The sequence below is a fragment of the Pseudomonas sp. TWI923 genome (assembly GCF_039673365.1).
Lineage (GTDB): Bacteria > Pseudomonadota > Gammaproteobacteria > Pseudomonadales > Pseudomonadaceae > Aquipseudomonas > Aquipseudomonas sichuanensis.
Genome location: NZ_JBDJLM010000012.1, coordinates 25,558 through 47,231 on the forward strand (window position 1 = coordinate 25,558; position 21,674 = coordinate 47,231).

The following is a 21,674-nucleotide window of genomic DNA, read 5'->3' on the forward strand; positions in this document are numbered from 1 at the left end:
CACTCGCCTCAGGACTCTCCGCGGCTCTTCTTCACGATGCTGTCGGCAATGCTCGCCGGTGCCTCGGCATAGCGGGTGAACTCCATGGTGTAGCTGGCCCGGCCCTGGGTCATCGAGCGCATCGAGGTGGCGTAGCCGAACATCTCGCCCAGTGGCACCTCGGCCCGGATGACCTTGCCGGCCGGGGTCTCGTCACCGTCCTGGATCATCCCGCGGCGCCGGCTCAGGTCGCCCATGATGTCGCCCTGATACTCCTCGGGCGTCACCACCTCGACCTTCATCACCGGCTCGAGCAACACCGCGCCGCCTTTCTGCGACAACTGCTTGGTGGCCATCGAGGCGGCGATCTTGTAGGCCATCTCGTTGGAGTCGACATCGTGGTACGAGCCGTCGAACACCGCCGCCTTCAGGCTGATCAGCGGGTAGCCGGCCAGCACGCCGTTCTTCATCTGCTCCTCGATGCCTTTCTGGATTGCCGGGATGTATTCACGTGGCACCACGCCGCCGACGATCTCGTTGATGAACTCCAGCCCTTCCTTGCCCTCGTCGCCCGGGGCAAAGCGAATCCAGCAGTGGCCATACTGGCCGCGCCCGCCGGACTGGCGCACGAAGCGGCCTTCGATCTCGCAGGTGTTGCGGATCTTCTCGCGGTAGGCCACCTGCGGCTTGCCGATGTTGGCCTCGACGTTGAACTCGCGGCGCATCCTGTCGATGATGATGTCCAGGTGCAGCTCACCCATGCCGGAGATGATGGTCTGCCCGGTTTCCTCATCGGTCTTGACCCGGAACGACGGGTCTTCCTGGGCCAGCTTGCTCAGGGCGATGCCCATTTTTTCCTGGTCGCCCTTGGTTTTGGGTTCGACCGCCTGGGAGATCACCGGGTCAGGGAAGTCCATGCGTTCGAGGATGATCGGCTTGTCCATGTCGCACAGGGTGTCGCCGGTGGTCACGTCCTTCATGCCGATCAGCGCGGCGATGTCGCCGGCGCACACATCCTTGATCTCGGCACGCTGGTTGGCGTGCATCTGCACCATGCGGCCGATGCGTTCCTTCTTGCCCTTGACCGAGTTGAGCACCGCATTGCCGGAGCTGAGCACCCCCGAATACACCCGGGCGAAGGTCAGGGTGCCGACGAACGGGTCGGTGGCGATCTTGAAGGCCAGGGCCGAGAACGGCTCCTTGTCGTCAGCGTGGCGTTCAAGGTGCTTCTCTTCATCGTCCGGGTCGGTGCCCTTGATCGCCGGGATTTCGGACGGGGCGGGCAGGTAGTCGATCACCGCGTCGAGCATCAATGGCACGCCCTTGTTCTTGAACGACGAGCCGAGGATGGTCGGCACGATTTCATTGGCGATGGTGCGTTTGCGCAGGGCTGCCTTGATTTCCTCGGTGGTGAACTCCTCGCCGTCGAGGAACTTCAGGGTCAGCTCTTCGCTGGCATCCGCCGCCGCCTCGATCATGTGGGCCCGCCATTCGTCGGCCAGGGCCTGCAGCTCCGCGGGGATCGCTTCTTCGCGGTAACTGGTGCCGTTGTCGGCGTCGTTCCAGTAGATGGCCTTCATCTTCACCAGGTCGATCTGGCCGATGAAGTTCTCCTCGCTGCCGATGGCCAACTGGATCGGCACCGGGTGGTGGCCCAGGCGCTGGTCGATCTGCTTCACCACGCGCAGAAAGTCGGCGCCTTGCCGGTCCATCTTGTTGATATAGGCCAGGCGCGGCACATGGTACTTGTTGGCCTGGCGCCAGACGGTCTCGGACTGCGGCTCGACGCCATCAGCGCCGCTGAACACCACCACCGCGCCATCGAGCACGCGCAACGAGCGCTCCACCTCGATGGTGAAGTCGACGTGGCCGGGGGTGTCGATGATGTTGAAGCGGTACTTGTGCTCGAACTGCTTGGTCGAGCCTTGCCAGAACGCGGTGGTGGCCGCCGAGGTGATGGTGATGCCGCGCTCCTGCTCCTGGGCCATCCAGTCCATGGTCGCGGCGCCGTCGTGCACCTCGCCCATCTTGTGGTTGACCCCGGTGTAGAACAGGATCCGCTCGGTGGTGGTGGTCTTGCCGGCATCGACGTGGGCGACGATGCCGATATTGCGGTACAGCTCGATGGGGGTCGTGCGGGCCATGGCGGGTCACCTGCGGGTGAGGGTTCTCCCAACTTAGCAGAGCGGGAGAATCCTGCCGTGGCAGGCCGTCAGTCGGCGAGCACTTGCAACTGCCACTGGCCGTCGACTTCCCGGGCCAGGCCGCTGGCCGGCAGCAGGGCCAGCAGGCGGGCGTGCAGGCTGGCCTCGGTGAAGGACTTGAGGGTGGTCATGTCCAGAGTGCCGACGGTGACCAGGTCGTTCTTGGTGTAGGACAGCCAGGCTTTCTTCAGCACCAGCAGCACGTCACTGCCGGCGGTGTTGGCGAAGCGGCGATTCACCGTGCGGCCTTCCAGTTCGAAGGTGTGGCGGTGGCTGTAGCTGCTTTCGTCGCCGTTGCCCTCTACGCAGCGATGGCAGCGGCAGGCGCCGTCGGCGAAGGCGTTGCGCAGGTAGCTGTTGAAGTCCACGACGGGCTTGAGGGTCAGGCGTTTGTCGACCTCGAACAGGTCGGCGATCAGGGGAAGTTCTGCGCTCACTCGGTATCCTCGCGTGGTGTGGCGTGCATCGGCGGGCACCCTAACAGATCGGGGCATCCAGATCACCTGTTGCAGGCCAGGCCTCTTCGCGGGTCAACCCGCTCCCACAGGGATGTCGTATCGCTGTGGGAGCGGCGGTTCGGCGCCCCGATTTACCCGCGAAGAGGCCATTAGAGACAACAAGGGCCGCCTGCCGTACTCTACGCGCCCATACGCCTAATACACCTGTTGAGGTAACCCCGCTTGAGCACCAAGTACCCCTACATCGCCACCGTGACCGTCAGCGCCGAAGACCGTGGGGGCGACACCGAGGCCTCGGAAAACACCAACATGCGCGTGGGCCTCGAGGCGGTGACCGAGGTGCTGAAGAAAGTGCATTTCGTCGGCACGCTCGCGGCCCCCGAAAAAGGCGCCACGCACATCTGCGTCACCCTGGAGAACGGCCTGAGCTACTACGGCCTGATCGTCAACGGCCACGCCGAACTCGAAGGCGGCTGGATCGCCTTCGAATGCGACATGCCTACCCCCGAAGAACTCGGGCTGTAAGCCTCAGCCGAGTTCCGTCAGGCACTGCTCGAGGATATCCAGCCCTTCCTCGAGCACCTGTGGCTCGATGGTCAGCGGTGCCAGCAGGCGGATGATGTGCCGCGCCTTGCCGCTTGGCATCAGCAGCAGGCCCTTGCTACGCGCCGCTTCCAGCACCTTGGCCAGCGCCGCTGGCGCCGGGCTGCCGTCGGCATTGAGCAGTTCGATGCCGCGCATGGCGCCGGTGCCGGTCAGGCGCCCGAGCGCAGCGCACACCCCTGAGGTTTTCCAGCGCGCATGGCGCGCGACGATGGCCTGTTCCTGGCGCTCGCCCCAGGTGGCGAGGTTGGCATCGGTCATCTGCGCCAGGCTCGCCAGTGCCGCTGCACAGGCGATCGGGTTGCCCGAGTAGGTGCCACCCAGCCCGCCCTTGGGCAGCGCATCGATGATTTCCCTGCGACCGACCACCGCGCCCAGCGGCATGCCGCCAGCGATGCTCTTGGCCAGCAGCAGCAAGTCGGGCTCTATGCCCAGGCGAGGGAATGCAAAGCGTTGCCCGGTACGGCCGAAGCCCGACTGGATCTCGTCGATGATGATCAGGATCCCGTGCTCGTCGCAGAAGCGCCGCAGCGCCTGGGCAAATGCCGGGTCCAGGGCGAGGAAGCCGCCTTCGCCCTGCACCGGCTCGAAGATGAATGCCGCCACGTCCTCCACCGCCAGCTCAACGCTGAACAGCCGCTCCATGGCCTTGAGCGCCTGCTCGCAGGTGACGCCGGTGTCGGCACTGGGGTAGGGCAGGTGGTAGACCGGGCCGGGCAGTTCGCCCACGCGTTGCTTGTAGGGCGCGACCTTGCCGTTGAGGTTGAGGGTGGCCAGGGTGCGGCCATGGAAGCCGCCGTCGAAGGCGATGATGGCGCGCTTGCCGGTGGCGCCACGGGCGACCTTCAGGGCATTTTCCGCCGCCTCCGCGCCGCTGTTGGTGAGCATGCCTGCCAAGGGGTAACTGACCGGCACGAACTGGCGCAAGCGCTCCATCAGCTCCAGGTACGGGCCATGGGGGGCGGCGTTGAACGCATAGTGGGTCAGACGCGTGGCCTGCAACTGGATCGCCTCGACCACTGCCGGGTTGCAGTGGCCCAGGTTGAGCACGCCAATGCCGCCGACAAAGTCGATATAACGTTTGCCGTCGGTATCCCACACTTCGGCATTACGGCCATGGGAAAGTGTAATCGGGTGAACGATGGCGATGGACTGGCTGATACTTTCCTGATTCATGTGCACGCGGCCTGTTGTTCGAATTACTGACTATCGAAGCGTGCCGGGGATATATTCCGCAAACGAATTATCGGATTGCGATCATTCCATGAATTCGTGATGTAAGCGATCGCGGGGCAAGCTCGCTCCCACGCTGTGAACAATTCAAGGCGTGGGAGCGGGCTTGCCCCGCGATTGGCCCTAATCCCCCTCGGCCACCCGCTCGCGAATCCATTGCACGAAGGCCCGTACCTTCGGCACCTCGGCCGCATGCTCGGCATGCGCCATGAAGTGCCGGCCATTGCTGGGCACCGGATGGTCCCAGGCCACCACCAGCTTGCCTTCGCTCAGCTCCTCGGCCACCAGGTAACGCGGGATCAGGGCAATCCCGCAGCCGGCGATGGCGGCGCGAATGCACAGGTAGAACGTGTCGAAACGTGGCCCGTGGTAGCTGTTCTGGCTGTGCAGCCCCAGCCCCAGGAACCACTCGTGCCAGGCCTCAGGGCGCGAGGCGCACTGCAGCAGACGGTGCTCGGTCAGCGCCGTGGCGCAGGTGATGCGCTGCCGGGCCAACAGCGCTGGCGCGCACACCGGCACCACGGCTTCGCTGAACAGCTCGATGCAGGTCGCCCCCGGCCAGGTGCCCTGGCCAAAGAAAAACGCCACGTCGGCCTTGGCCTGCACCAGGTCGAACGGCTCCAGTTCGTTGCGGATGTCCAGGTGGATGCGCGGGTGCCGCTCGCCAAAACCCTTGAGCCGGGGCACCAGCCAGCGTGCGCCGAAGGTCGGCTGGGTGGCGATGCGCAGCACCTCGGTCTCGTCGCCGTAGCTGAGGATGTAGCGGCTGGAGATGTCGATCTGGGTGAGGATCTTGTTCACCTCGGTGAGGTACAGCGCCCCCGCCGGGGTGAGGTGCAGGCGCCGGCGAATGCGCTGGAACAGCGGGTGGGCGAGCATGTCCTCGAGCTGCGCCACCTGCTTGCTGACCGCGCTCTGGGTCAGGTGCAGTTCCTGCGCGGCGCGGGTGAAGCTCAGGTGGCGGGCGGCGGCCTCGAAGCATTGCAGGGCGGTGGTGGATGGCATCAGGCGTTTGGACATGGCAAAGGCGCTACCCGGCAAAAAAGGAAGGAATTCATTCCTTAACAGAATGATGTGCTTCGAAAAGGTCGTTTGTTGACCCGTCCCTATAGATTAATACTGACCTGGATCAACGATGACAACCGGTAGTGCAAAGAGGAGGGCAAAACCACGACCGGCGTTTTACAAGAACAACAACGAGCACCTGCGACTTACTGAATTCTGCTCCAACTTTCAGCCGTCCTTGCAACGGCCGACCCATTCGAGGGTTCCCCATGGCATCGTCAAACAATAAGAAACAGCGTTCCCTGCAACACGGCCTGACTTCCCGTCAGGTCTCGATGATTTCCATCGCCGGCATCATCGGCGCCGGGCTGTTCATCGGCTCCTCCAACGCCATCGCCACCGCCGGCCCGGCCATCCTCATCTCCTACGCCATGACCGGCCTGCTGGTGCTGCTGGTGATGCGCATGCTCGGCGAAATGGCCATCGCCAACCCCAACAGCGGTTCGTTCTCCACCTATGCCAGCGAAGCCATCGGCCCTTGGGCCGGCTTTACCATCGGCTGGCTGTACTGGTGGTTCTGGGTGCTGATCATCCCGGTCGAGGCCATTGCCGGCGCCGACATCCTGCACACCTACTTCCCCGGGGTGCCGTCCTGGCTGTTCGCCTTCCTGATCATGGTCGTGCTGTCGGGCACCAACCTGATCAGCGTGAAGAACTTCGGTGCTTTCGAATACTGGTTCGCGCTGGTGAAAGTGGTTGCGATCATTGCCTTCATCGTGGTCTGCAGCCTGGCTGTGTTCGGCTTCTGGCCGCTGGCCGAGGTCTCCGGGGTGAGCCGCCTGTGGGACCACGGTGGCTTCATGCCCAACGGCTTCGGCACCGTGCTGGGTGGCGTGCTGATCACCATCTTCTCGTTCTTCGGCGCCGAGATCGTCACCATCGCCGCCGACGAGACCGCCAACCCGAAAGACAAGATCCGCCGCGCCACCAACCTGGTGGTGTACCGCATCGCCATCTTCTACCTGGCGTCGATCTTCCTGGTGGTGTCGCTGGTTGCCTGGAACGACCCAGCCTTGAAAGCCGTGGGTTCGTTCCAGCGCGTGCTCGAGGTGCTCAATGTGCCCGGGGCCAAGCTGCTGGTTGACCTGGTGGTGTTGGTGGCAGTGACCAGTTGCATGAACTCCGGCCTCTACACCGCTTCGCGGATGCTGTACTCCCTGGGCGCCCGTGGCCAGGCGCTGAGCATGACCAAGCGTATCTCGGGTGCTGGCGTGCCGACCGTGGCGGTGATCCTCTCGACCCTGGCAGGCTTCGCTGGCTGCCTGGTCAACTATGTGTTCCCCGGCAAGGTGTTCGGCTTCCTGCTCTCGACCACCGGCGCCATCGCTTTGCTGGTGTACCTGGTGATCGCCGTTTCGCAGCTGCGCATGCGTGCCCGTGCCGAGCGTGAAGGGCGGCCGCTGGAGCTGAAGATGTGGCTGTTCCCGTGGCTGACCTGGCTGGTGATCGGCACCATCGTGATGGTCCTGGGTTACATGCTGTTCAGCGATGCGTACCGCTATGAAACGCTGATGACCGCAGGTGTGACCTTGTTCATCCTGCTGGTTTCGCTGACCCAGAAGCGCGGCAGTGCAGTGGCGCAGACGGCCTGATGTTTCTGTTTTAATGGGGGCGTTTCGCGCCCCCATTCCAACAAGCACAGGCTGCGTATGAACGATCAGATGCTTTCCCTCCAGGCCCTCGCCGCACCCGACGGCACTTGCTACGGCTGTGGTAGCGCCCACCCCTCCGGCCTGCACCTGCAAAGCCACTGGGATGCCGACGGCATCCACCTGTTGTGCCGGCATGCACCGGATCAAACCTTCATCGGCTGGCCCGGCCTGGTCTACGGCGGCTTGCTGGCCATGCTGGTCGACTGCCACTCCAACTGGACCGCAATGGCCTACCACTACCGCGCCGAGGGCCGCGAGGCGGGCAGCCTGCCGCGTATCGATTGCGTCACCGGCAGCCTCGGGCTCAATTACCTGAAACCGACCCCAATGGGCGTGGAGCTGTTGCTCAAGGCCCGCGTGGAGGGCGAAGTCGGCCGCAAGACGCGGGTCATCTGCGAGGTCTGGGCGGGTGATGTCCTGACTGTCACCGCCGACTCGGTGTTCGTGCGGGTGGACACCGAAAAGCTCAAGCTCAAGGCACACGGCCAGGCCTGACAACAGGCCGTTCACCCAGCATTTTTGCCAGTAGACGCCTGAACGGCGCTCGCCCCAAACGTGGGCGTGCGCCGTTCAGGCGTTTTGCCGTCAGGCATAGGGCCTACGCCGAAGCAGTTGTTGAAAAAGCCGACAGGGTAGTTGGGAAAAGTCCTATTTGGCCGTCGGCTTCGTGGCAATAGTCTTGCGTCGCTTCCAGATCAGGCTGTCTGTTCATCAACTGCCTGTGGTCACCGACGCCGGTAGCCACAGATTCGCGAGCGCATCAAAGGAGCCTATTCCATGCGTTTCAACTGCAAGACCTTGCCGCTTGTTGGCCTGCTCATGATCATGAGCGGCTGCGCCAGCGTGACTGTTCCCAATGAGCAGATCGAACTGGCCCGCAATGCGGTCAACCGCGCCGTCGCCGCCGAAGCCACCCAATATGCCCCGGTGGAGATGCGCGCCGCCCAGGACAAGATGAGCGCCCTGGACCGGGCCTTGGGGGAGAAGAAGTTCGAACAGGCCCGCACCCTGGCCGAAGGGGCGAGGGCAGACGCGCGAGTAGCCGAGCGCAAGGCCCAGGCGCTCAAGGCCAAAGAGCAGTTGGAGGTCGCCCGCAAGGGGATCGAAGTGCTCAAGCAGGAGATCCTTGATGCTCCTGACAGCCCAACTGCCAAATCCGTTCATTGAAGGAAGTGACCATGTCCAAAGCCTACCTGCTGCCCGCTATGTCGCTCCTTGGTCTGATGCTGGCCGGCTGCGGCACCACGCCGGAAAATCCCGCATTGCTTGAAGCTCGCGAAGCCTATTCGGTGTTGCAAGGCAAACCCGAGGCAAGCCGTCTCGCCGCGCTGGAAACCCAGGACGCCTACACCGCCCTGGGCAAGGCCGAGTTGGCCTCGCTCAAGGACCGCAAGTCCGCCGAGGTCGAGCGTCTGGCCATGCTGGCCGCTCGGCAGATCGAGTTTGCTCAACAGACCATCGACCTGCGCAACACCGATGCTGCGCTCAAACGTGTCGAGCTCGAGCGAACCCAGGCCCGCCTGGATGCACGCACCGCACAGCTCAACGCGCTCAAGGCCAAGCCGAGTGTACGCGGCGATGTGGTGACCTTCGGTGATGTGCTGTTCCAGACCGGCATGGCCGAGCTGAACGGCCGCAGCCAGCACAACATTCAGGAACTGGCTGCGTACCTGCAGGCAAACCCTGAGCGCAACGTGCTGGTAGAGGGTTTCACCGACGCCACCGGCAGCGATGCCCTCAACCAGCGACTGTCCGAGCAGCGGGCTGACGCGGTGGCCAACGCGCTGCGCCGTCAGGGTGTTGCTGCGCAGCGCATCAAAAGCGCCGGTTATGGCAAGGACTACCCGGTGGCCAGTAACGCCACGGCGCAGTCACGCCAGCTCAACCGACGCGTCGAGGTGGTGATCTCCAGGGGCGCCGAGGCTGTCGCGCCACGCTTCTGATGTGCAGCCGGCGCAGCCCTTTGGCTGCGCCATCCGGCACGCTGCGATGGTCAAACCGCAGCGCTGTCCCTAAAGTGATCGTTTCGATGATTGCAGGGACCGAGCATGACCGATCTGAGCGCATTCCCCATCACCCGCAAGTGGCCGGCGCAACACCCCGAGCGCCTGCAGCTGTATTCGCTGCCCACGCCCAATGGCGTCAAGGTGTCGATCATGCTGGAGGAAATCGGCCTGGCCTACGAGCCGCACAAGGTCAGCTTCGACAGCGATGACCAACTGAGCCCCGAATTCATTTCACTGAGCGCCAACAACAAGATCCCGGCGATTCTCGATCCTGATGGCCCGGGCGGCAAACCGCTGGCGTTGTTCGAATCCGGCGCGATCCTGCAGTACCTGGCGGAAAAAAGCGGCCAGTTGCTCAGCCAGGACCCGGCCCAGCGCTACCAGACGATCCAGTGGTTGATGTTCCAGATGGGCGGCATCGGGCCGATGTTCGGCCAGGTGGGCTTCTTCCATTTCTTTGCTGGCAAGGACTACGAGGACAAGCGCCCACGCGATCGTTACGTCAACGAGTCGAAGCGTTTGCTGGGCGTGCTGGACCGGCACCTGCAAGGCCGTGAATGGATGGTCGACGAATACAGCATTGCCGACATTGCCATCTTCCCTTGGGTGCGCAACCTGGTGGAACGCTACAACGCCCGTGACCTGGTGGGCTTCGATGAGTTCAAGGAGGTGCAGCGGGTGCTGGCCAGCTTCCTCGAACGGCCTGCCGTTCAGCGTGGCCTGAAAATCCCCGGTTGATTGGGCATCACTGAACCTGTGGGAGCGGGTTTACTCGCGAAGGCTTTGGCGGGTTCGCCATCGCATTCGCGGGTAAACCCGCTCCCACAGGCTCACTCTTTCAACCTAGAGAATCTGATTCAGAAGCCAGTACAGCGTCCCCGCCAGCACCATCGCCGCCGGCAGGGTCAGCACCCAGGCCATCAGCAGGTTGACCAGGGTGCGCTTCTGGATCCCCGAGCCATTGGCAACCATGGTCCCGGCCACCCCCGAGCTCAACACATGGGTGGTCGACACCGGTAGCCCGAACATGTCCGCCGCGCCAATGGTGCACATCGCCACCACTTCCGCCGACGCGCCCTGGGCATAGCTCAGGTGGGTCTTGCCGATCTTTTCACCCACCGTCACCACGATGCGCCGCCAGCCGACCATGGTGCCCAGGCCCAGGGCGATGGCCACCGCCACTTTGACCCATAGGGGGATGTAACGGGTGGCATCGTCCAGCTGGCGCTTGAACAGTTGCACATGGCGGGCGGTGTCGGCGTCGAACGCCACCAGCGTGTTCTTGTCGATCAGGCGGATGGCTTCGCTGGTCAGGTACATGTCGTTGCGCACGTTGGCCATGGCTTCGGCCGGCACACGGTTGAGCGAGCCATAGCCCTTGACCTCTTCGCCGATCATGCCGGTCAGCGCGGCCAGGGCCGGTACCAGTTCGGGGTTGGCCTTGGGCTGGCCGATGAAAGTGGTCAGGGTCTGTCGAGGGTCGGCCGGGGCCGCCTGCGGGGCGCTACGCACCAGCGCCTGGCGGGTCACTTCGGCCACCGCCGAGAATTGCAGGGCCTGTTCGCTGGGCATGGTCTTGTTCAGGGCGTAGGCCATCGGCAGGGTACCGACCAGGATCAGCATGATCAGGCCCATGCCTTTCTGCCCGTCGTTGGAGCCGTGGGCGAACGATACGCCGGTGCAGGTGAGGATGAGCACACCGCGGATCCACCAGGGTGGCGGGGTCTGGCCCTCGGGCGCCTGGTACAGCTCCTGGCGTTTGACCAGCGCGCGCAGGGCCAGCAGTAGCAGGGCAGCGCAGGCGAAACCGATCAACGGCGAAAACAGCAGGGCATAGCCGACCTTGCTCGCCTGGCCCCAGTCCACCCCGCTGGTACCGTCGCGCCCGTGCATCAGTGCGTTGGCCACGCCCACGCCGATGATCGAGCCGATCAGCGTGTGCGAGGAAGAGGCCGGCAGGCCCAGCCACCAGGTGCCGAGGTTCCAGATGATCGCCGCCAGCAGCAGGGCGAAGACCATGGCGAAACCGGCGCCCGACCCGACCTGCAGGATCAGCTCGACCGGCAGCAGGGCGATGATGCCGAAAGCCACCGCGCCGCTGGAAAGCAGCACACCGAGAAAATTGCACAGCCCTGACCACACCACCGCCACCGGCGCTGGCAGCGAATGGGTGTAGATCACCGTGGCCACGGCGTTGGCGGTGTCATGGAAACCGTTGACGAATTCGAAGCCCAGGGCGATCAGCAAGGCCAGGCCCAGCAACAGGAACGGCGTGACCGTGGTGATCACGGTGCCGCTGGCGCTGACATCTTGCTTGAGGCTCCAGAAGGTATAGGCCAGGCCGGCCAGCAGCAGGCCGAAGAACAGCACCAGAGTGGCGCGGCCAGGGCGGTGGGACAGCTGAGGGCGAGAATCCAGCTTGACCAGCGCGTCCTGGCTGACCATCAAGGGGGTTGTCATGGGTGGGCTCCGGTGTGCTTAGAGGCACGAGGCGAGGTATCCCATCCTAGAAACAATCTGTTACCGGGGAGTGACCTCGATCAAAGGAACTTCTAGTCTAGGAGGCATCGGCGAATTGCCAAGCGAGCCCCGAATGATCCGCTGCAAGCGTGTGTACGACCCGATTGAAGCCTGCGATGGCCAGCGTGTGCTGGTCGACCGGCTGTGGCCGCGCAACAAGCGCAAGGAGGACCTGCAGGGTCAGTGGTTGCGCGAGGCTGCACCTTCCGACGAACTGCGCAAGGCGTTCCATGCCGGCGAACTGGATTTCGCCGCGTTCACCCGGCGTTACCATCATGAGCTGGCCGCTCATCCCGAGCATTGGTACCCGTTGCTGGACTTGGCGGACAACGGCGACCTGACGCTGCTGTACGCCGGCAAGGACACCGAACACAACAATGCCCGGGTGCTCGCCGACTGGCTGGAGGATGAACGGCAGCGGCGCGGGCCGGGCAGTTCGCCGGTGTGCTATGCCCCTTAGGGGCAGGCTTGCCGGCGATGGACCCAATGGCACAATGCGAACCTCGGAACTCGATCCAATCCCACCATGACTCTTGCACTGATTCCCGCCACTGATGAACACCTCACCTTTGCCCGCGACCTGACCCGCCGGGCGATGCTGCCTTACTACCGTGAATTCGACCTGCTGTGGATCGAGGAGGCCTTCGACCAGGCCTGGGGCTGGCGCGAGCAGTGGCTGGTGGTGGAGGGCGGGCAGGTGCTGGGTTTTTGCAGCCTCAGTCAGGATCGCCAGGCGTTGTACATACGCGAACTGCATCTGTTGCCCGAGCATCGCGGGCGTGGAGTGGGGGGGTGGGTGCTGGAGGCGTTGGCAGCCTGCGCCCAGCAGCGGCATTTGCCAATGTTGCGTTTGATGGTGTTCAAGGGCAACCCGGCGCAACAACTATATCGGCGCCGGGGATTCCTCGAAGCGGGGGAGGATGAGTGTTTTGTCAGAATGCAACGATTGATTGTACGGTGACCTTGAAGGTGCCGTCGACTTCGTATTCTCCCGCTTTGAAGTTAAACCTCCCTGTGCGACTTGTTGGTGAGGTTTCATTGATGGTCAATGTCCCCTCGTGGGCGTTAAAGGGATTGTTTGCGCCAACTTGCAGTGCGCCTTGGTATTTTTTATCTGGGCCCAATTCATAGGTGCCTGCGGCCATCTCCTCACTGTTGAGGTTCCAAAGCGCGACTACGCGCCGATCATTAGGGGGGCCAAAATAACCAAGAAGAGCAAAGGGCAACATGTGGCCTTCTTTGAAATCTACCTCCTGGGGTGGTTTGGTCGTATGGCTTAAGTCCGCTTTAAAGGTTCCATCGAAATATTGCTGTTTTCTTCCTTTAACGTCTTCAAGAAGTGCTTCGATGTTTGGATATTTGCGCATTTTCATGCGAGGGCTCCTGGTTGAGTTTGCCACTTTAATGTGCTGCGCATATAGAAGGCTGGCAACTGGCAGATTTAATAGTTGACGGTGTGTTTATAGTGAGGTTGGTACGTGTATTGGGGCGCGTTTGAACATGCTGCAAATGATTGGCGCAACCCTTTTCAGGGGCAATCTAGCTCCCTTTGCTTGCCAGAATTGGATCCAATTGGCATAGTGCCGGACGAATGCAAGCGCATTCACTCGGGTGCTGGACGCGCTCGAGCCGAACAGATGCAGAGGAGGCAAACAGATGAGTGGATTCGGCCCGCGCCTGAGAGAGGAACGCGAACGCTTGGGGCTGACCCAGCGCGTGTTCGGTGACGTAGGGGGTGTCGAGCCCAATGCCCAGGGCAAATACGAGAGCGGCGAACGTACGCCACGGATGGACTACCTTGCCGCGGTCGCGGCCAGGGGAGTCGATGCGCTGTATGTGTTGACCGGTGTGCCGACCCCGGCGCCACTGGATTGTCTCACCGCCGACGAAGACCGTCTGCTCGGTGCCTTCCGCCGTTTGCCGCAAGCCGATCAGGCGGCTGTCTGGCACCTGCTGCACCGTCTGGCTGGAGAAGCTACAAGCGCTGAGGTAGTGCGGATGCGCCCACCTGAGCGTAACGCCTATTTTCATGACGCTTTACGCTAGGTTGCTTGTGAAAAATTTTGTTAAGGTGGCGGGATCCAATCGCCCCACTAATGAGGTGTCTGCTTGATTAGGGTCCTGGTGGTCGACGATCACGATCTGGTGCGTACCGGCATTACGCGCATGCTGGCCGACATCGATGGCCTGCAAGTGGTGGGGGAGGCGGACTCGGGTGAGTCCGCCCTCAAGCTTGCCCGCGAGCTCAAGCCGGACGTGGTTCTGATGGACGTGAAAATGCCAGGGATCGGCGGCCTTGAAGCAACCCGCAAATTGTTGCGCAGCCAGCCGGACACCAAAGTGGTGGCGGTAACCGTGTGCGAGGAAGACCCGTTCCCCACTCGCCTGATGCAGGCGGGTGCCGCCGGCTACCTGACCAAGGGCGCCGGGCTCGACGAAATGGTCCAGGCCATCCGCCTGGCGTTTGCCGGCCAGCGTTACATCAGTCCGCAGATTGCCCAGCAACTGGCGCTCAAGTCGTTCCAACCCCAGGGCTCGCCGTTCGATACGCTGTCGGAGCGGGAAATCCAGATCGCCCTGATGATCGTCGGTTGCCAGAAAGTGCAGATCATCTCTGACAAGTTGTGTCTGTCCCCCAAGACCGTCAATACTTACCGTTATCGAATCTTCGAAAAACTCTCGGTTACCAGCGACGTCGAACTGACCTTGCTGGCCGTTCGCCACGGTATGGTCGACGCAAGTCTTTAAGCACACCCATGTCACAACCTTTTGATGCCAGCGCGTTCCTGGCGACCTGCAGTGGTCGCCCGGGCGTGTACCAGATGTTCGACAGCGAGGCGCGGCTGCTCTACGTGGGCAAGGCCAAGAACCTCAAGAAGCGTTTGGCCAGCTATTTCCGCAAGACCGGCCTGGCGCCCAAAACTGCCGCACTGGTGGGGCGCATCGCCCAGGTCGAGACCACCATCACCGCCAATGAGACCGAAGCGCTGCTGCTTGAGCAGACACTGATCAAGGAGTGGCGGCCGCCTTACAACATTCTGCTGCGCGACGATAAGTCCTACCCCTATGTGTTCCTCTCCGACGGTGAATTCCCGCGCCTGGGCATCCACCGTGGTGCCAAGAAAGCCAAGGGCCGCTACTTCGGCCCTTACCCCAGCGCCGGCGCCATTCGCGAAAGCCTGAGCCTGTTGCAGAAGGCCTTCTCGGTGCGCCAGTGCGAGGACAGCTATTACGCCAACCGCACCCGGCCCTGCCTGCAGTACCAGATCAAACGCTGCAAGGCGCCTTGCGTGGGCCTGGTCGAGCCGGCCGAGTATGCCGAGGACGTGCGGCACTCGGTGATGTTCCTCGAAGGGCGAAGCCAGCAACTGGGCAACGAGCTCAATGCCGAGATGGAAAAGGCCGCCATGGTCCTGAACTTCGAAAAGGCCGCCGAGCTGCGTGACCAGATCGCGCTGCTGCGCCGGGTCCAGGACCAGCAGTACATGGAAGGCGGCTCCGGCGACGTGGATGTGGTGGCGGCCTTCGTCAACCCCGGCGGCGCCTGCGTGCACCTGATCAGCGTGCGCGGCGGGCGGGTGCTGGGCAGCAAGAACTTCTTCCCCCAGGTGGGCATCGAGGAGGAGGTGGCCGAGGTCATGGCCGCGTTCCTTTCCCAGTACTACCTGGGCAATGCCGAGCGCGAACTGCCGGGCGAGCTGATCGTCAATGTGGTGCACGAGGATTTCGCCGCAATCAGTGAAGCCGTACAGACCCTGCGTGGCCGCGAGCTCTGCATCAGCCACCGGGTGCGCGGTACCCGTGCGCGCTGGCAGCAGTTGGCGGTGACCAACGCCGAACAAGCGCTCAACGCCCGCCTGGCCAACCGCCAGCACATGGCCGCACGCTTCGAGGCACTGGCCCAGGTGCTGGACCTGGATGAAGTCCCGCAGCGCCTGGAGTGCTACGACATCAGCCACTCCAGCGGCGAGGCCACCGTGGCCTCGTGCGTGGTGTTCGGCCCCGAAGGCCCGCTCAAGTCCGACTACCGCCGCTTCAACATCGAAGGTGTCACCGCCGGCGACGACTACGCCGCCATGCACCAGGCCCTGTTGCGCCGCTACGGGCGCATCAAGGACGGCGAGGGCAAGCTGCCCGACGTGCTGCTGGTGGACGGCGGCAAGGGCCAGTTGAACATGGCCCGCGACGTGATGCAGGAACTGGGCTTCGCCGACCTCACCCTGCTCGGCGTGGCCAAGGGCGTGACCCGCAAGGCCGGTTTCGAAACCCTGTACCTGAACGACGTGGCCCACGAGTTCACCCTCAAGGGCGACAACCCGGCGCTGCACCTGATCCAGCAGATCCGCGACGAAGCCCACCGTTTCGCCATCACCGGCCACCGCGCCAGGCGCGGCAAGGCCCGCCGCACCTCCAGCCTTGAAGACGTGGCCGGGGTGGGGCCCAAGCGCCGGCGCGAGCTGCTGAAACATTTCGGCGGCCTGCAGGAGCTCAACCGCGCCAGTATCGACGAGATCGCCAAGGCCCCCGGCATCAGTAAAAAGCTTGCCGAGTCGATTTATGCCAGCCTGCATAGCGAGTAGAATGCCGGGCTCAACTCGCAGCCAGTCGTACCGATGAATATTCCAAACCTGCTCACCGTTCTACGCGTCCTGCTCATTCCGATCTTCATCCTGCTGTTCTATGTGCCCTATCACTGGAGCTACATGGCCGCCAGCACGGTGTTCGCCATCGCCGCCGCCACCGACTGGCTGGACGGCTACCTGGCCCGTCGGCTGCAGCAGAGCACACCGTTCGGCGCCTTCCTCGACCCGGTGGCGGACAAGCTGATGGTTGCCGTGGCGCTGGTGCTGCTGGTGCAGGTGCACGCCAACTTCTGGCTCACGCTGCCGGCGGCGGTGATCATCGGCCGCGAGATCGTGGTTTCGGCGCTGCGCGAGTGGATGGCCGAGCTGGGGGCGAGGGCGCATGTGGCGGTGTCGAGCCTGGGCAAATGGAAAACCGCCGCGCAGATGCTGGCGCTGGTGATCCTGCTGGCCAACCCGCCGGCCATGACCTTCTGGGTGGCGCTGGGCTACGGCCTGCTGCTGGTGGCCGCCGGCCTGACCCTGTGGTCGATGGTGCACTACCTGATCGCCGCCTGGCCGCACCTGCGCGAAGGTTCTGAGCAGAAATAAAACTTTTTTGAATCAAGGGGTTGACGCCGTTCTACAAATCGCTAGAATGGCCCCCATCACGACGCGGGAATAGCTCAGTTGGTAGAGCACGACCTTGCCAAGGTCGGGGTCGCGAGTTCGAGTCTCGTTTCCCGCTCCAAATATAGATCTACAGAATTCCATGGAAGTCTGTAAATCGTCGAAGAAAGGGCCGAAAGGCCCTTTTTTCGTTCCTGCGAAAAAGCACCGCAAACCTGCAGAATCCGGACCTTTCACGTCCGCGATCGAGCCCTGTCCGCTAATCAGAACCCTTCCAGCACTATCTTCCCGCGTGCCTTGCCACTTTCGATCATGGCGTGAGCGCGCTTGAGGTGCTCGGCGTTGATAGTGCCGTAATGCTCGCCCAGGGTTGTCTTGAGCACGCCATCGTCGACCAGCTGCGCAACGCGATCGAGCAACTGGTGCTGCTTGATCATGTCCTCGGTCTTGTACAGCGAACGGGTGAACATGAGCTCCCAGTGCAGCGAAAGCGACTTGCGCTTGAGCGCCATCACATCGAGCTGCAGCGGGTCGTCGATCAACGCCAGCTTGCCTTGTGGGCGAAGCACTTCCACCAGTTGCGGCAGGTAGGTGTCGGTGTGGGTCAGGCTGATGACGTAGTCGATCTGGTTCAGCTTGAGCGCGTCCAGCTGAAGCGCGAGCGATGCGCTGTGATCGATGACATGGTGGGCGCCCAGGTCCTTGACCCACGCCTGGGTCTCAGGCCTGGACGCTGTGCCGATCACAGTCAACTGCGTGAGCTTGCTGGCGAGCTGGACCAGGATCGAGCCCACCCCGCCGGCAGCCCCTACCACCAACAGGCACTGGCCCTTGCCACCGTTTTCCTCGACGCCCAGGCGGTCGAACAGCAGCTCCCACGCGGTAATTGACGTGAGGGGCAGGGCGGCGGCGCTGGCGTTGTCCAGGCTGCGGGGCTTGTGCCCGACGATGCGTTCGTCGACAACGTGGAATTCGCTGTAGCTGCCAGGGCGGTCGATGGCCCCGGCGTAGAACACTTCATCACCCGGCTGGAACAACGTCACTTGGTCGCCGACCTCGCGGACGACACCAACGGCATCCCAGCCCAGCACTTGCGGGTGTTCACCCCCGCGGCTGGCGCGGATCTTGGTATCGACCGGGTTGACGGCGATGGCCTGGACTTCGACCAGCAGGTCCCGTGCACCGGGTTTTGGCTTGGGCAGTTCCGCGTCGTACAGCGATTGCGGATCCTGGATCGGCAAAGCGGGTTGGGTGTAAACGACGGCCTTCATTGGCGCTTCCTCTAGGGTGTTGAAAAAGTGGGGGCAAGTGCTGGGAGTCGATTCAGACGCTAAACAGCCTGAAACGCGCAAGACGTAGTTGCCCGGAGTGAAAATGGTTTGACGCGTCGTGGTCGGGCGCTTCACATGGCCACGCCTTGCCGGGCAGTACGAGCAGCGGCAGGGGCCTGGCCAAGAGGTGAGTCATGTAGCGCTCTCCTTCGAAGGGTTCACTTGGCACTGTAGCGCGGGGCGAGCCGGTTGCTGGACAGCTTGTCGAACAGGGCCTGGCGGCTGGCCTGGTACTGGTTGAAGGCTTGCAGGTCGTGCAGCGACGGCAGGGAGATCAGCACGCCGTTGTCGAAATCCTGCAGCGCGCCATCCACCAGGTCCTCGGCCGACATCACGATGGCGGGGTCGAGGTTCTCCAGCGGCAAGCCGCCGATCTGCCAGAAGTCGGTCGCGGTGGCCCCAGGCAATACCGCCTGGACCTGCACGCCCTTGCCCGCCAGCTCCTGGTTCAGCGCCTGGGTAAATGCCGTGACATAGGCCTTGCTGCCGCCGTACACGCCGTTGAGCAGCTCTGGTGCCAGGCTGACGATGGACGAGATGTTGATGACTGCGCCTTGCTGGCGGGCGGCGAAACCAGGCACGGCCGCGTAAGTGAGGCGGGTGAGGGCGGTGACATTGAGGCTGATCATCTCGGCCATGCGCTCGACGTCGCTCTCCAGCAGGCTGGTGTGGGTGCCGATGCCCGCGTTGTTCACCAGCACGTTGATGCTGGCATCTTCGCGCAGCTTGCGCTCGACCCTGGCCAGGTCGTCGGGGTTGGCCAGGTCGGCCGGGAATACTTCGACGTTCTGCCGGGTTTCGCTGGTGAGCCGGTCGGCGAGGGCGTTCAGCCGCTCGCGGTTGCGCGCCACCAGTACCAGGTCGTAGCCGCGGCGGGCCAGGCGCTCTGCGTAGATCGAACCGATGCCGGAGGAAGCGCCTGTGATGAGCGCGGTGCCTTTGAATTGCTGCGTCATGGTGATGCTCCGTTGCTGGGGTGTGGTGCCATGATGCAGAATGCGACCTGTGTCTTAAATGACGCATAGGGTATGGTTTAAAGACATCAACCAGAGGCGCTTCACGATGCACCGGGTCGGCTACCTGATTACCGAAGGCTTCCAGGTCATGTCCCTGGCGACGCAAGCCGTGTTCGAGTTCGCCAACATCGTGGCGGGCGAAGAGGTCTACCGGATCCAGAACTTCTCCATCGATGGCGGTACGGTGCGCTCCTCCCTGGGGATGTATATCGACACGCTGCCCCTGGGCGCGCCGGGCCTGGCCGACACCTGGATGGTCACCGGTACGCTGACGCCACTGACACCGCCCGAAGACGCGGTGCTGGCCAGCGTGCGTGGCTTCGTCGACGGTGCGCGTCGCACCGCCGGCCTGTGCACCGGCTGCTTCGTGCTGGCTCAGGCCGGCGTGCTGGACGGCCGGCGCGCAACCACCCACTGGGCTTACGCGCCCAGGCTGCGCGAGCTGTACCCGCAGGTGGACGTGGAGGAAGACCGGATTTTCATCGTTGATGGCCCGATCTGGACCTCCGCCGGCATGACCGCCGCCCTGGACATGGCGTTGGGCATGGTCGAGAAGGACCTGGGGGCCGAGCTGGCCCGATCGGTGGCGCACAAGCTGGTCATGCACCAGCGCCGTTCCGGCGGGCAATCCCAGCATTCCGAGCTGCTGTCGCTGTCGCCCAAATCAGACCGTATCCAGAGCGCGCTGGACTACGCCCGCAAGCACCTCAGTCGGCCGCTGAGCGTGGAGGAGCTTGCCGAGGTCGCGCACTTGAGCGCCCGGCAATTCACCCGTGTGTTTACCGCCGAAACCGGCCAATCACCGGCCAAGGCCGTGGAAAGCCTGCGCCTGGAGGCCGCCCGGGTGATGATCGAGCAGAGCCGGCACAGCCTGGATGTGGTGGCCAGGGAAACCGGCTTCCGGGACCGCCGGCACATGCGCGAGGTGTTCATGCGCGGATTCGGCGTGCCGCCGCAGGCGGTACGCCGGGACGCGCGGCGCGTAGTGACCGGCTGACGCGTACCCGGCAGGTGGGCGCGGCGCTGTCCCCTGGCGCACGGCCCCTCAGGCAGGCTTCGGCGCAAAGCGCAGAATCAGGCAGCCGATCACCGCCGACAGCAATGACCCCAACAGGATGCCGATCTTCGCCGCGTCGACTGTCTCCGGCTGGCCTGGAAACGCCAGTTCACCGATGAACAGGCTCATGGTGAAACCGATGCCGCAGAGCATGGCCACGCCGTAGATCTGCAGCCAGCTGGCGCCCTGGGGCTTGCTGGCCAGGCCGGTCCTGACCGCCAGCAGCACGCCGCCGAACACGCCGAGTTGTTTGCCCAGCAACAGGCCCAGGGCAATCGCCAGGGGCAGCGGGGCGAAGAGCTCGGCCAGCCCCAGGTTGCCGAAGGACACACCGGCATTGGCAAAGCCGAACGCCGGCACGATCAGGAACGCCACCCATGGCGCCAGCGCATGCTCGAGCCGCAGCAACGGGCTGGCCCCGAGCGGCTGGCCTGCGCCAGCGCTGTAGGGGATCAGCAACGCACCGACCACACCGGCGATGGTGGCATGCACCCCTGACAGCAGGGTGAAGTACCACAGCGCGACGATGGCCAGCAGGTACGGCCACAACGCGACCACGCGCAGGCGGTTCAAGGTCAGCAGCAAGGCCACCACAGCGCCGGAACCGGCCAGCGCCAGCAGGTCGATGGACGAGGTGTAGAACACCGCGATGATCGCCACCGCGCCCATGTCGTCGATGATCGCCACCGACACCAGCATCACTTTCAGCGAAAGCGGCGCATGGCGGCCGAGCAGCGCCAGGGCGCCGACGGCGAAGGCGATGTCGGTGGCGGCAGGGATCGCCCAGCCGCTGGCCAGCCCTGGCTGGCCGTTCGACACCGCCAGGTAGATCAGCGCCGGTGCCGCCATGCCCATCAGCGCCGGCAAGGCCGGCAGGCGGCGTTGCTCCCAGCTGGCCAGGCGGCCGTCGACCAGCTCGCGCTTGATTTCCAGGCCCACCAGCAGGAAGAACACGGCCATCAGGCCGTCATTGACCCAGTGGTGGACGGTCATCGGGCCGAGCTTGTCGGTCAGGGTGGGGCCTACCTGCCAGTGCAGCAGGTGCTGGTAGGCATCGACGCCGGGGCTGTTGGCCAGAATGATCGCGAGGGCGGCGGTGATCATCAGCAGGACGCCGCCGGCCGCTTCGCTGGTCAGCAGGCGGCGCAGCACGGAGCGCTGCTGGAGGGAGGTGAGAGGTGCATTCATGCGGGGTTCCTCGTTCATGGCGTCGCCCTCGCCAGAGCAGGGGCGCGGCGAACGACGGGCACGGCGAGGTGCTGGCTCCGAAGGTTACGGGCCACTGCGGCGATGGACGAGAAGAAGGATGGGTAAAACGGCGCGAAACCCCATACCGTGCAGACACGGAACGGGACAGG

At 63.7% G+C, this 21,674-nt stretch carries 22 protein-coding genes and 1 tRNA gene; 14 read left to right on the forward strand and 9 right to left on the reverse strand.

All coding sequences use genetic code 11. From position 1 onward, the window contains the following. Positions 1-8 precede the first annotated feature (8 nt). Positions 9-2,123, reverse strand: coding sequence for an elongation factor G (fusA, locus tag ABE459_RS07815; protein WP_323828614.1), 2,115 nt, complete (start codon positions 2,121-2,123; stop codon positions 9-11). A 68-nt stretch (positions 2,124-2,191) separates the two neighbouring features. Continuing rightward, the gene (locus ABE459_RS07820) at positions 2,192-2,620 is read right to left on the reverse strand and encodes a hypothetical protein (RefSeq protein ID WP_125464783.1); all 429 of its coding nucleotides are present in this window, start codon (positions 2,618-2,620) and stop codon (positions 2,192-2,194) included. A gap of 243 nt (positions 2,621-2,863) precedes the next feature. Here ABE459_RS07820 and ABE459_RS07825 point away from each other — a divergent pair, with 243 nt between their 5' ends. Further along, on the forward strand, positions 2,864-3,166 hold the full coding sequence (locus tag ABE459_RS07825; RefSeq protein ID WP_232884823.1) for a hypothetical protein: 303 nt from the start codon (positions 2,864-2,866) through the stop codon (positions 3,164-3,166). A gap of 3 nt (positions 3,167-3,169) precedes the next feature. Here the strand turns inward: ABE459_RS07825 and ABE459_RS07830 are convergent, their stop codons facing one another. Beyond that, complete coding sequence (locus ABE459_RS07830) at positions 3,170-4,420, reverse strand: aspartate aminotransferase family protein (RefSeq protein WP_323828617.1); 1,251 nt, start codon at positions 4,418-4,420, stop codon at positions 3,170-3,172. 180 nt (positions 4,421-4,600) lie between these two features. Further along, positions 4,601-5,497 (reverse strand): transcriptional regulator GcvA, encoded by an 897-nt coding sequence (gene gcvA / locus ABE459_RS07835; RefSeq protein ID WP_125859379.1) that lies wholly within the window; start codon positions 5,495-5,497, stop codon positions 4,601-4,603. A gap of 254 nt (positions 5,498-5,751) precedes the next feature. On the opposite strand from gcvA, the gene ABE459_RS07840 reads away from it, so the two are divergent. From ABE459_RS07840 to ABE459_RS07860, 5 genes are all read left to right on the forward strand, one after another. Continuing rightward, positions 5,752-7,134, forward strand: a complete 1,383-nt coding sequence (locus ABE459_RS07840) for an amino acid permease (RefSeq protein ID WP_323828619.1) — start codon at positions 5,752-5,754, stop codon at positions 7,132-7,134. 57 nt (positions 7,135-7,191) lie between these two features. Further along, complete coding sequence (locus ABE459_RS07845; RefSeq protein ID WP_125464778.1) at positions 7,192-7,689, forward strand: hotdog domain-containing protein; 498 nt, start codon at positions 7,192-7,194, stop codon at positions 7,687-7,689. A 282-nt stretch (positions 7,690-7,971) separates the two neighbouring features. After that, a complete protein-coding gene (locus ABE459_RS07850; RefSeq protein ID WP_125859377.1) occupies positions 7,972-8,361 on the forward strand; it encodes a DUF4398 domain-containing protein in 390 nt (129 codons plus the stop codon). Positions 8,362-8,372: 11 nt separating this feature from the next. Continuing rightward, the gene (locus tag ABE459_RS07855; RefSeq protein ID WP_323828621.1) at positions 8,373-9,137 is read left to right on the forward strand and encodes an OmpA family protein; all 765 of its coding nucleotides are present in this window, start codon (positions 8,373-8,375) and stop codon (positions 9,135-9,137) included. Between the two features lie 105 nt (positions 9,138-9,242). Continuing rightward, entirely contained in the window at positions 9,243-9,938 is a 696-nt protein-coding gene (locus tag ABE459_RS07860) for a glutathione S-transferase N-terminal domain-containing protein (RefSeq protein ID WP_323828623.1), read from the forward strand. A gap of 105 nt (positions 9,939-10,043) precedes the next feature. Here ABE459_RS07860 and ABE459_RS07865 read toward each other — a convergent pair whose 3' ends face one another. Then, positions 10,044-11,660 carry an inorganic phosphate transporter gene (locus tag ABE459_RS07865; protein ID WP_323828625.1) on the reverse strand — a complete coding sequence of 539 codons (1,617 nt, stop codon included), beginning with the start codon at positions 11,658-11,660 and terminating at the stop codon, positions 10,044-10,046. 133 nt (positions 11,661-11,793) lie between these two features. Here ABE459_RS07865 and ABE459_RS07870 point away from each other — a divergent pair, with 133 nt between their 5' ends. Together ABE459_RS07870 and ABE459_RS07875 are read left to right on the forward strand one after the other, a co-directional pair. Further along, the gene (locus ABE459_RS07870) at positions 11,794-12,180 is read left to right on the forward strand and encodes a DUF488 family protein (protein ID WP_323828627.1); all 387 of its coding nucleotides are present in this window, start codon (positions 11,794-11,796) and stop codon (positions 12,178-12,180) included. 66 nt (positions 12,181-12,246) lie between these two features. Further along, entirely contained in the window at positions 12,247-12,681 is a 435-nt protein-coding gene (locus ABE459_RS07875; RefSeq protein ID WP_258642440.1) for a GNAT family N-acetyltransferase, read from the forward strand. On the opposite strand, the gene ABE459_RS07880 is transcribed toward ABE459_RS07875, so the two are convergent. Continuing rightward, positions 12,653-13,093: a hypothetical protein gene (locus ABE459_RS07880; RefSeq protein WP_323828629.1), complete on the reverse strand. Its 441-nt coding sequence runs from the start codon at positions 13,091-13,093 to the stop codon at positions 12,653-12,655. The two genes, ABE459_RS07875 and ABE459_RS07880, sit on opposite strands and share 29 nt — an antisense overlap. A 283-nt stretch (positions 13,094-13,376) precedes the next feature. On the opposite strand from ABE459_RS07880, the gene ABE459_RS07885 reads away from it, so the two are divergent. The 5 genes from ABE459_RS07885 to ABE459_RS07905 all read left to right on the forward strand — a co-directional run bounded on the left by ABE459_RS07885 (position 13,377) and on the right by ABE459_RS07905 (position 17,033). Further along, a complete protein-coding gene (locus tag ABE459_RS07885) occupies positions 13,377-13,766 on the forward strand; it encodes a helix-turn-helix domain-containing protein (RefSeq protein WP_323828631.1) in 390 nt (129 codons plus the stop codon). 63 nt (positions 13,767-13,829) lie between these two features. Next, entirely contained in the window at positions 13,830-14,468 is a 639-nt protein-coding gene (gene uvrY, locus ABE459_RS07890; RefSeq protein WP_110993916.1) for a UvrY/SirA/GacA family response regulator transcription factor, read from the forward strand. An 8-nt stretch (positions 14,469-14,476) separates the two neighbouring features. Beyond that, complete coding sequence (gene uvrC, locus ABE459_RS07895; protein ID WP_258704751.1) at positions 14,477-16,300, forward strand: excinuclease ABC subunit UvrC; 1,824 nt, start codon at positions 14,477-14,479, stop codon at positions 16,298-16,300. Between the two features lie 33 nt (positions 16,301-16,333). Further along, positions 16,334-16,894: a CDP-diacylglycerol--glycerol-3-phosphate 3-phosphatidyltransferase gene (gene pgsA, locus ABE459_RS07900; RefSeq protein WP_323828633.1), complete on the forward strand. Its 561-nt coding sequence runs from the start codon at positions 16,334-16,336 to the stop codon at positions 16,892-16,894. Positions 16,895-16,957: 63 nt separating this feature from the next. Further along, a tRNA-Gly gene (locus tag ABE459_RS07905) sits at positions 16,958-17,033 on the forward strand. A 142-nt stretch (positions 17,034-17,175) separates the two neighbouring features. On the opposite strand, the gene ABE459_RS07910 is transcribed toward ABE459_RS07905, so the two are convergent. Beyond that, the gene (locus tag ABE459_RS07910; protein WP_323828635.1) at positions 17,176-18,183 is read right to left on the reverse strand and encodes a zinc-binding alcohol dehydrogenase family protein; all 1,008 of its coding nucleotides are present in this window, start codon (positions 18,181-18,183) and stop codon (positions 17,176-17,178) included. Positions 18,184-18,401: 218 nt separating this feature from the next. After that, a complete protein-coding gene (locus ABE459_RS07915) occupies positions 18,402-19,199 on the reverse strand; it encodes an SDR family oxidoreductase (protein ID WP_323828637.1) in 798 nt (265 codons plus the stop codon). Between the two features lie 106 nt (positions 19,200-19,305). Between ABE459_RS07915 and ABE459_RS07920 the strand changes: the two genes are divergently transcribed. Continuing rightward, a complete protein-coding gene (locus tag ABE459_RS07920; RefSeq protein ID WP_258642432.1) occupies positions 19,306-20,256 on the forward strand; it encodes a GlxA family transcriptional regulator in 951 nt (316 codons plus the stop codon). Between the two features lie 48 nt (positions 20,257-20,304). On the opposite strand, the gene nhaA is transcribed toward ABE459_RS07920, so the two are convergent. Then, positions 20,305-21,504, reverse strand: coding sequence for a Na+/H+ antiporter NhaA (nhaA, locus tag ABE459_RS07925; protein WP_323828639.1), 1,200 nt, complete (start codon positions 21,502-21,504; stop codon positions 20,305-20,307). Positions 21,505-21,674: the final 170 nt, after the last annotated feature.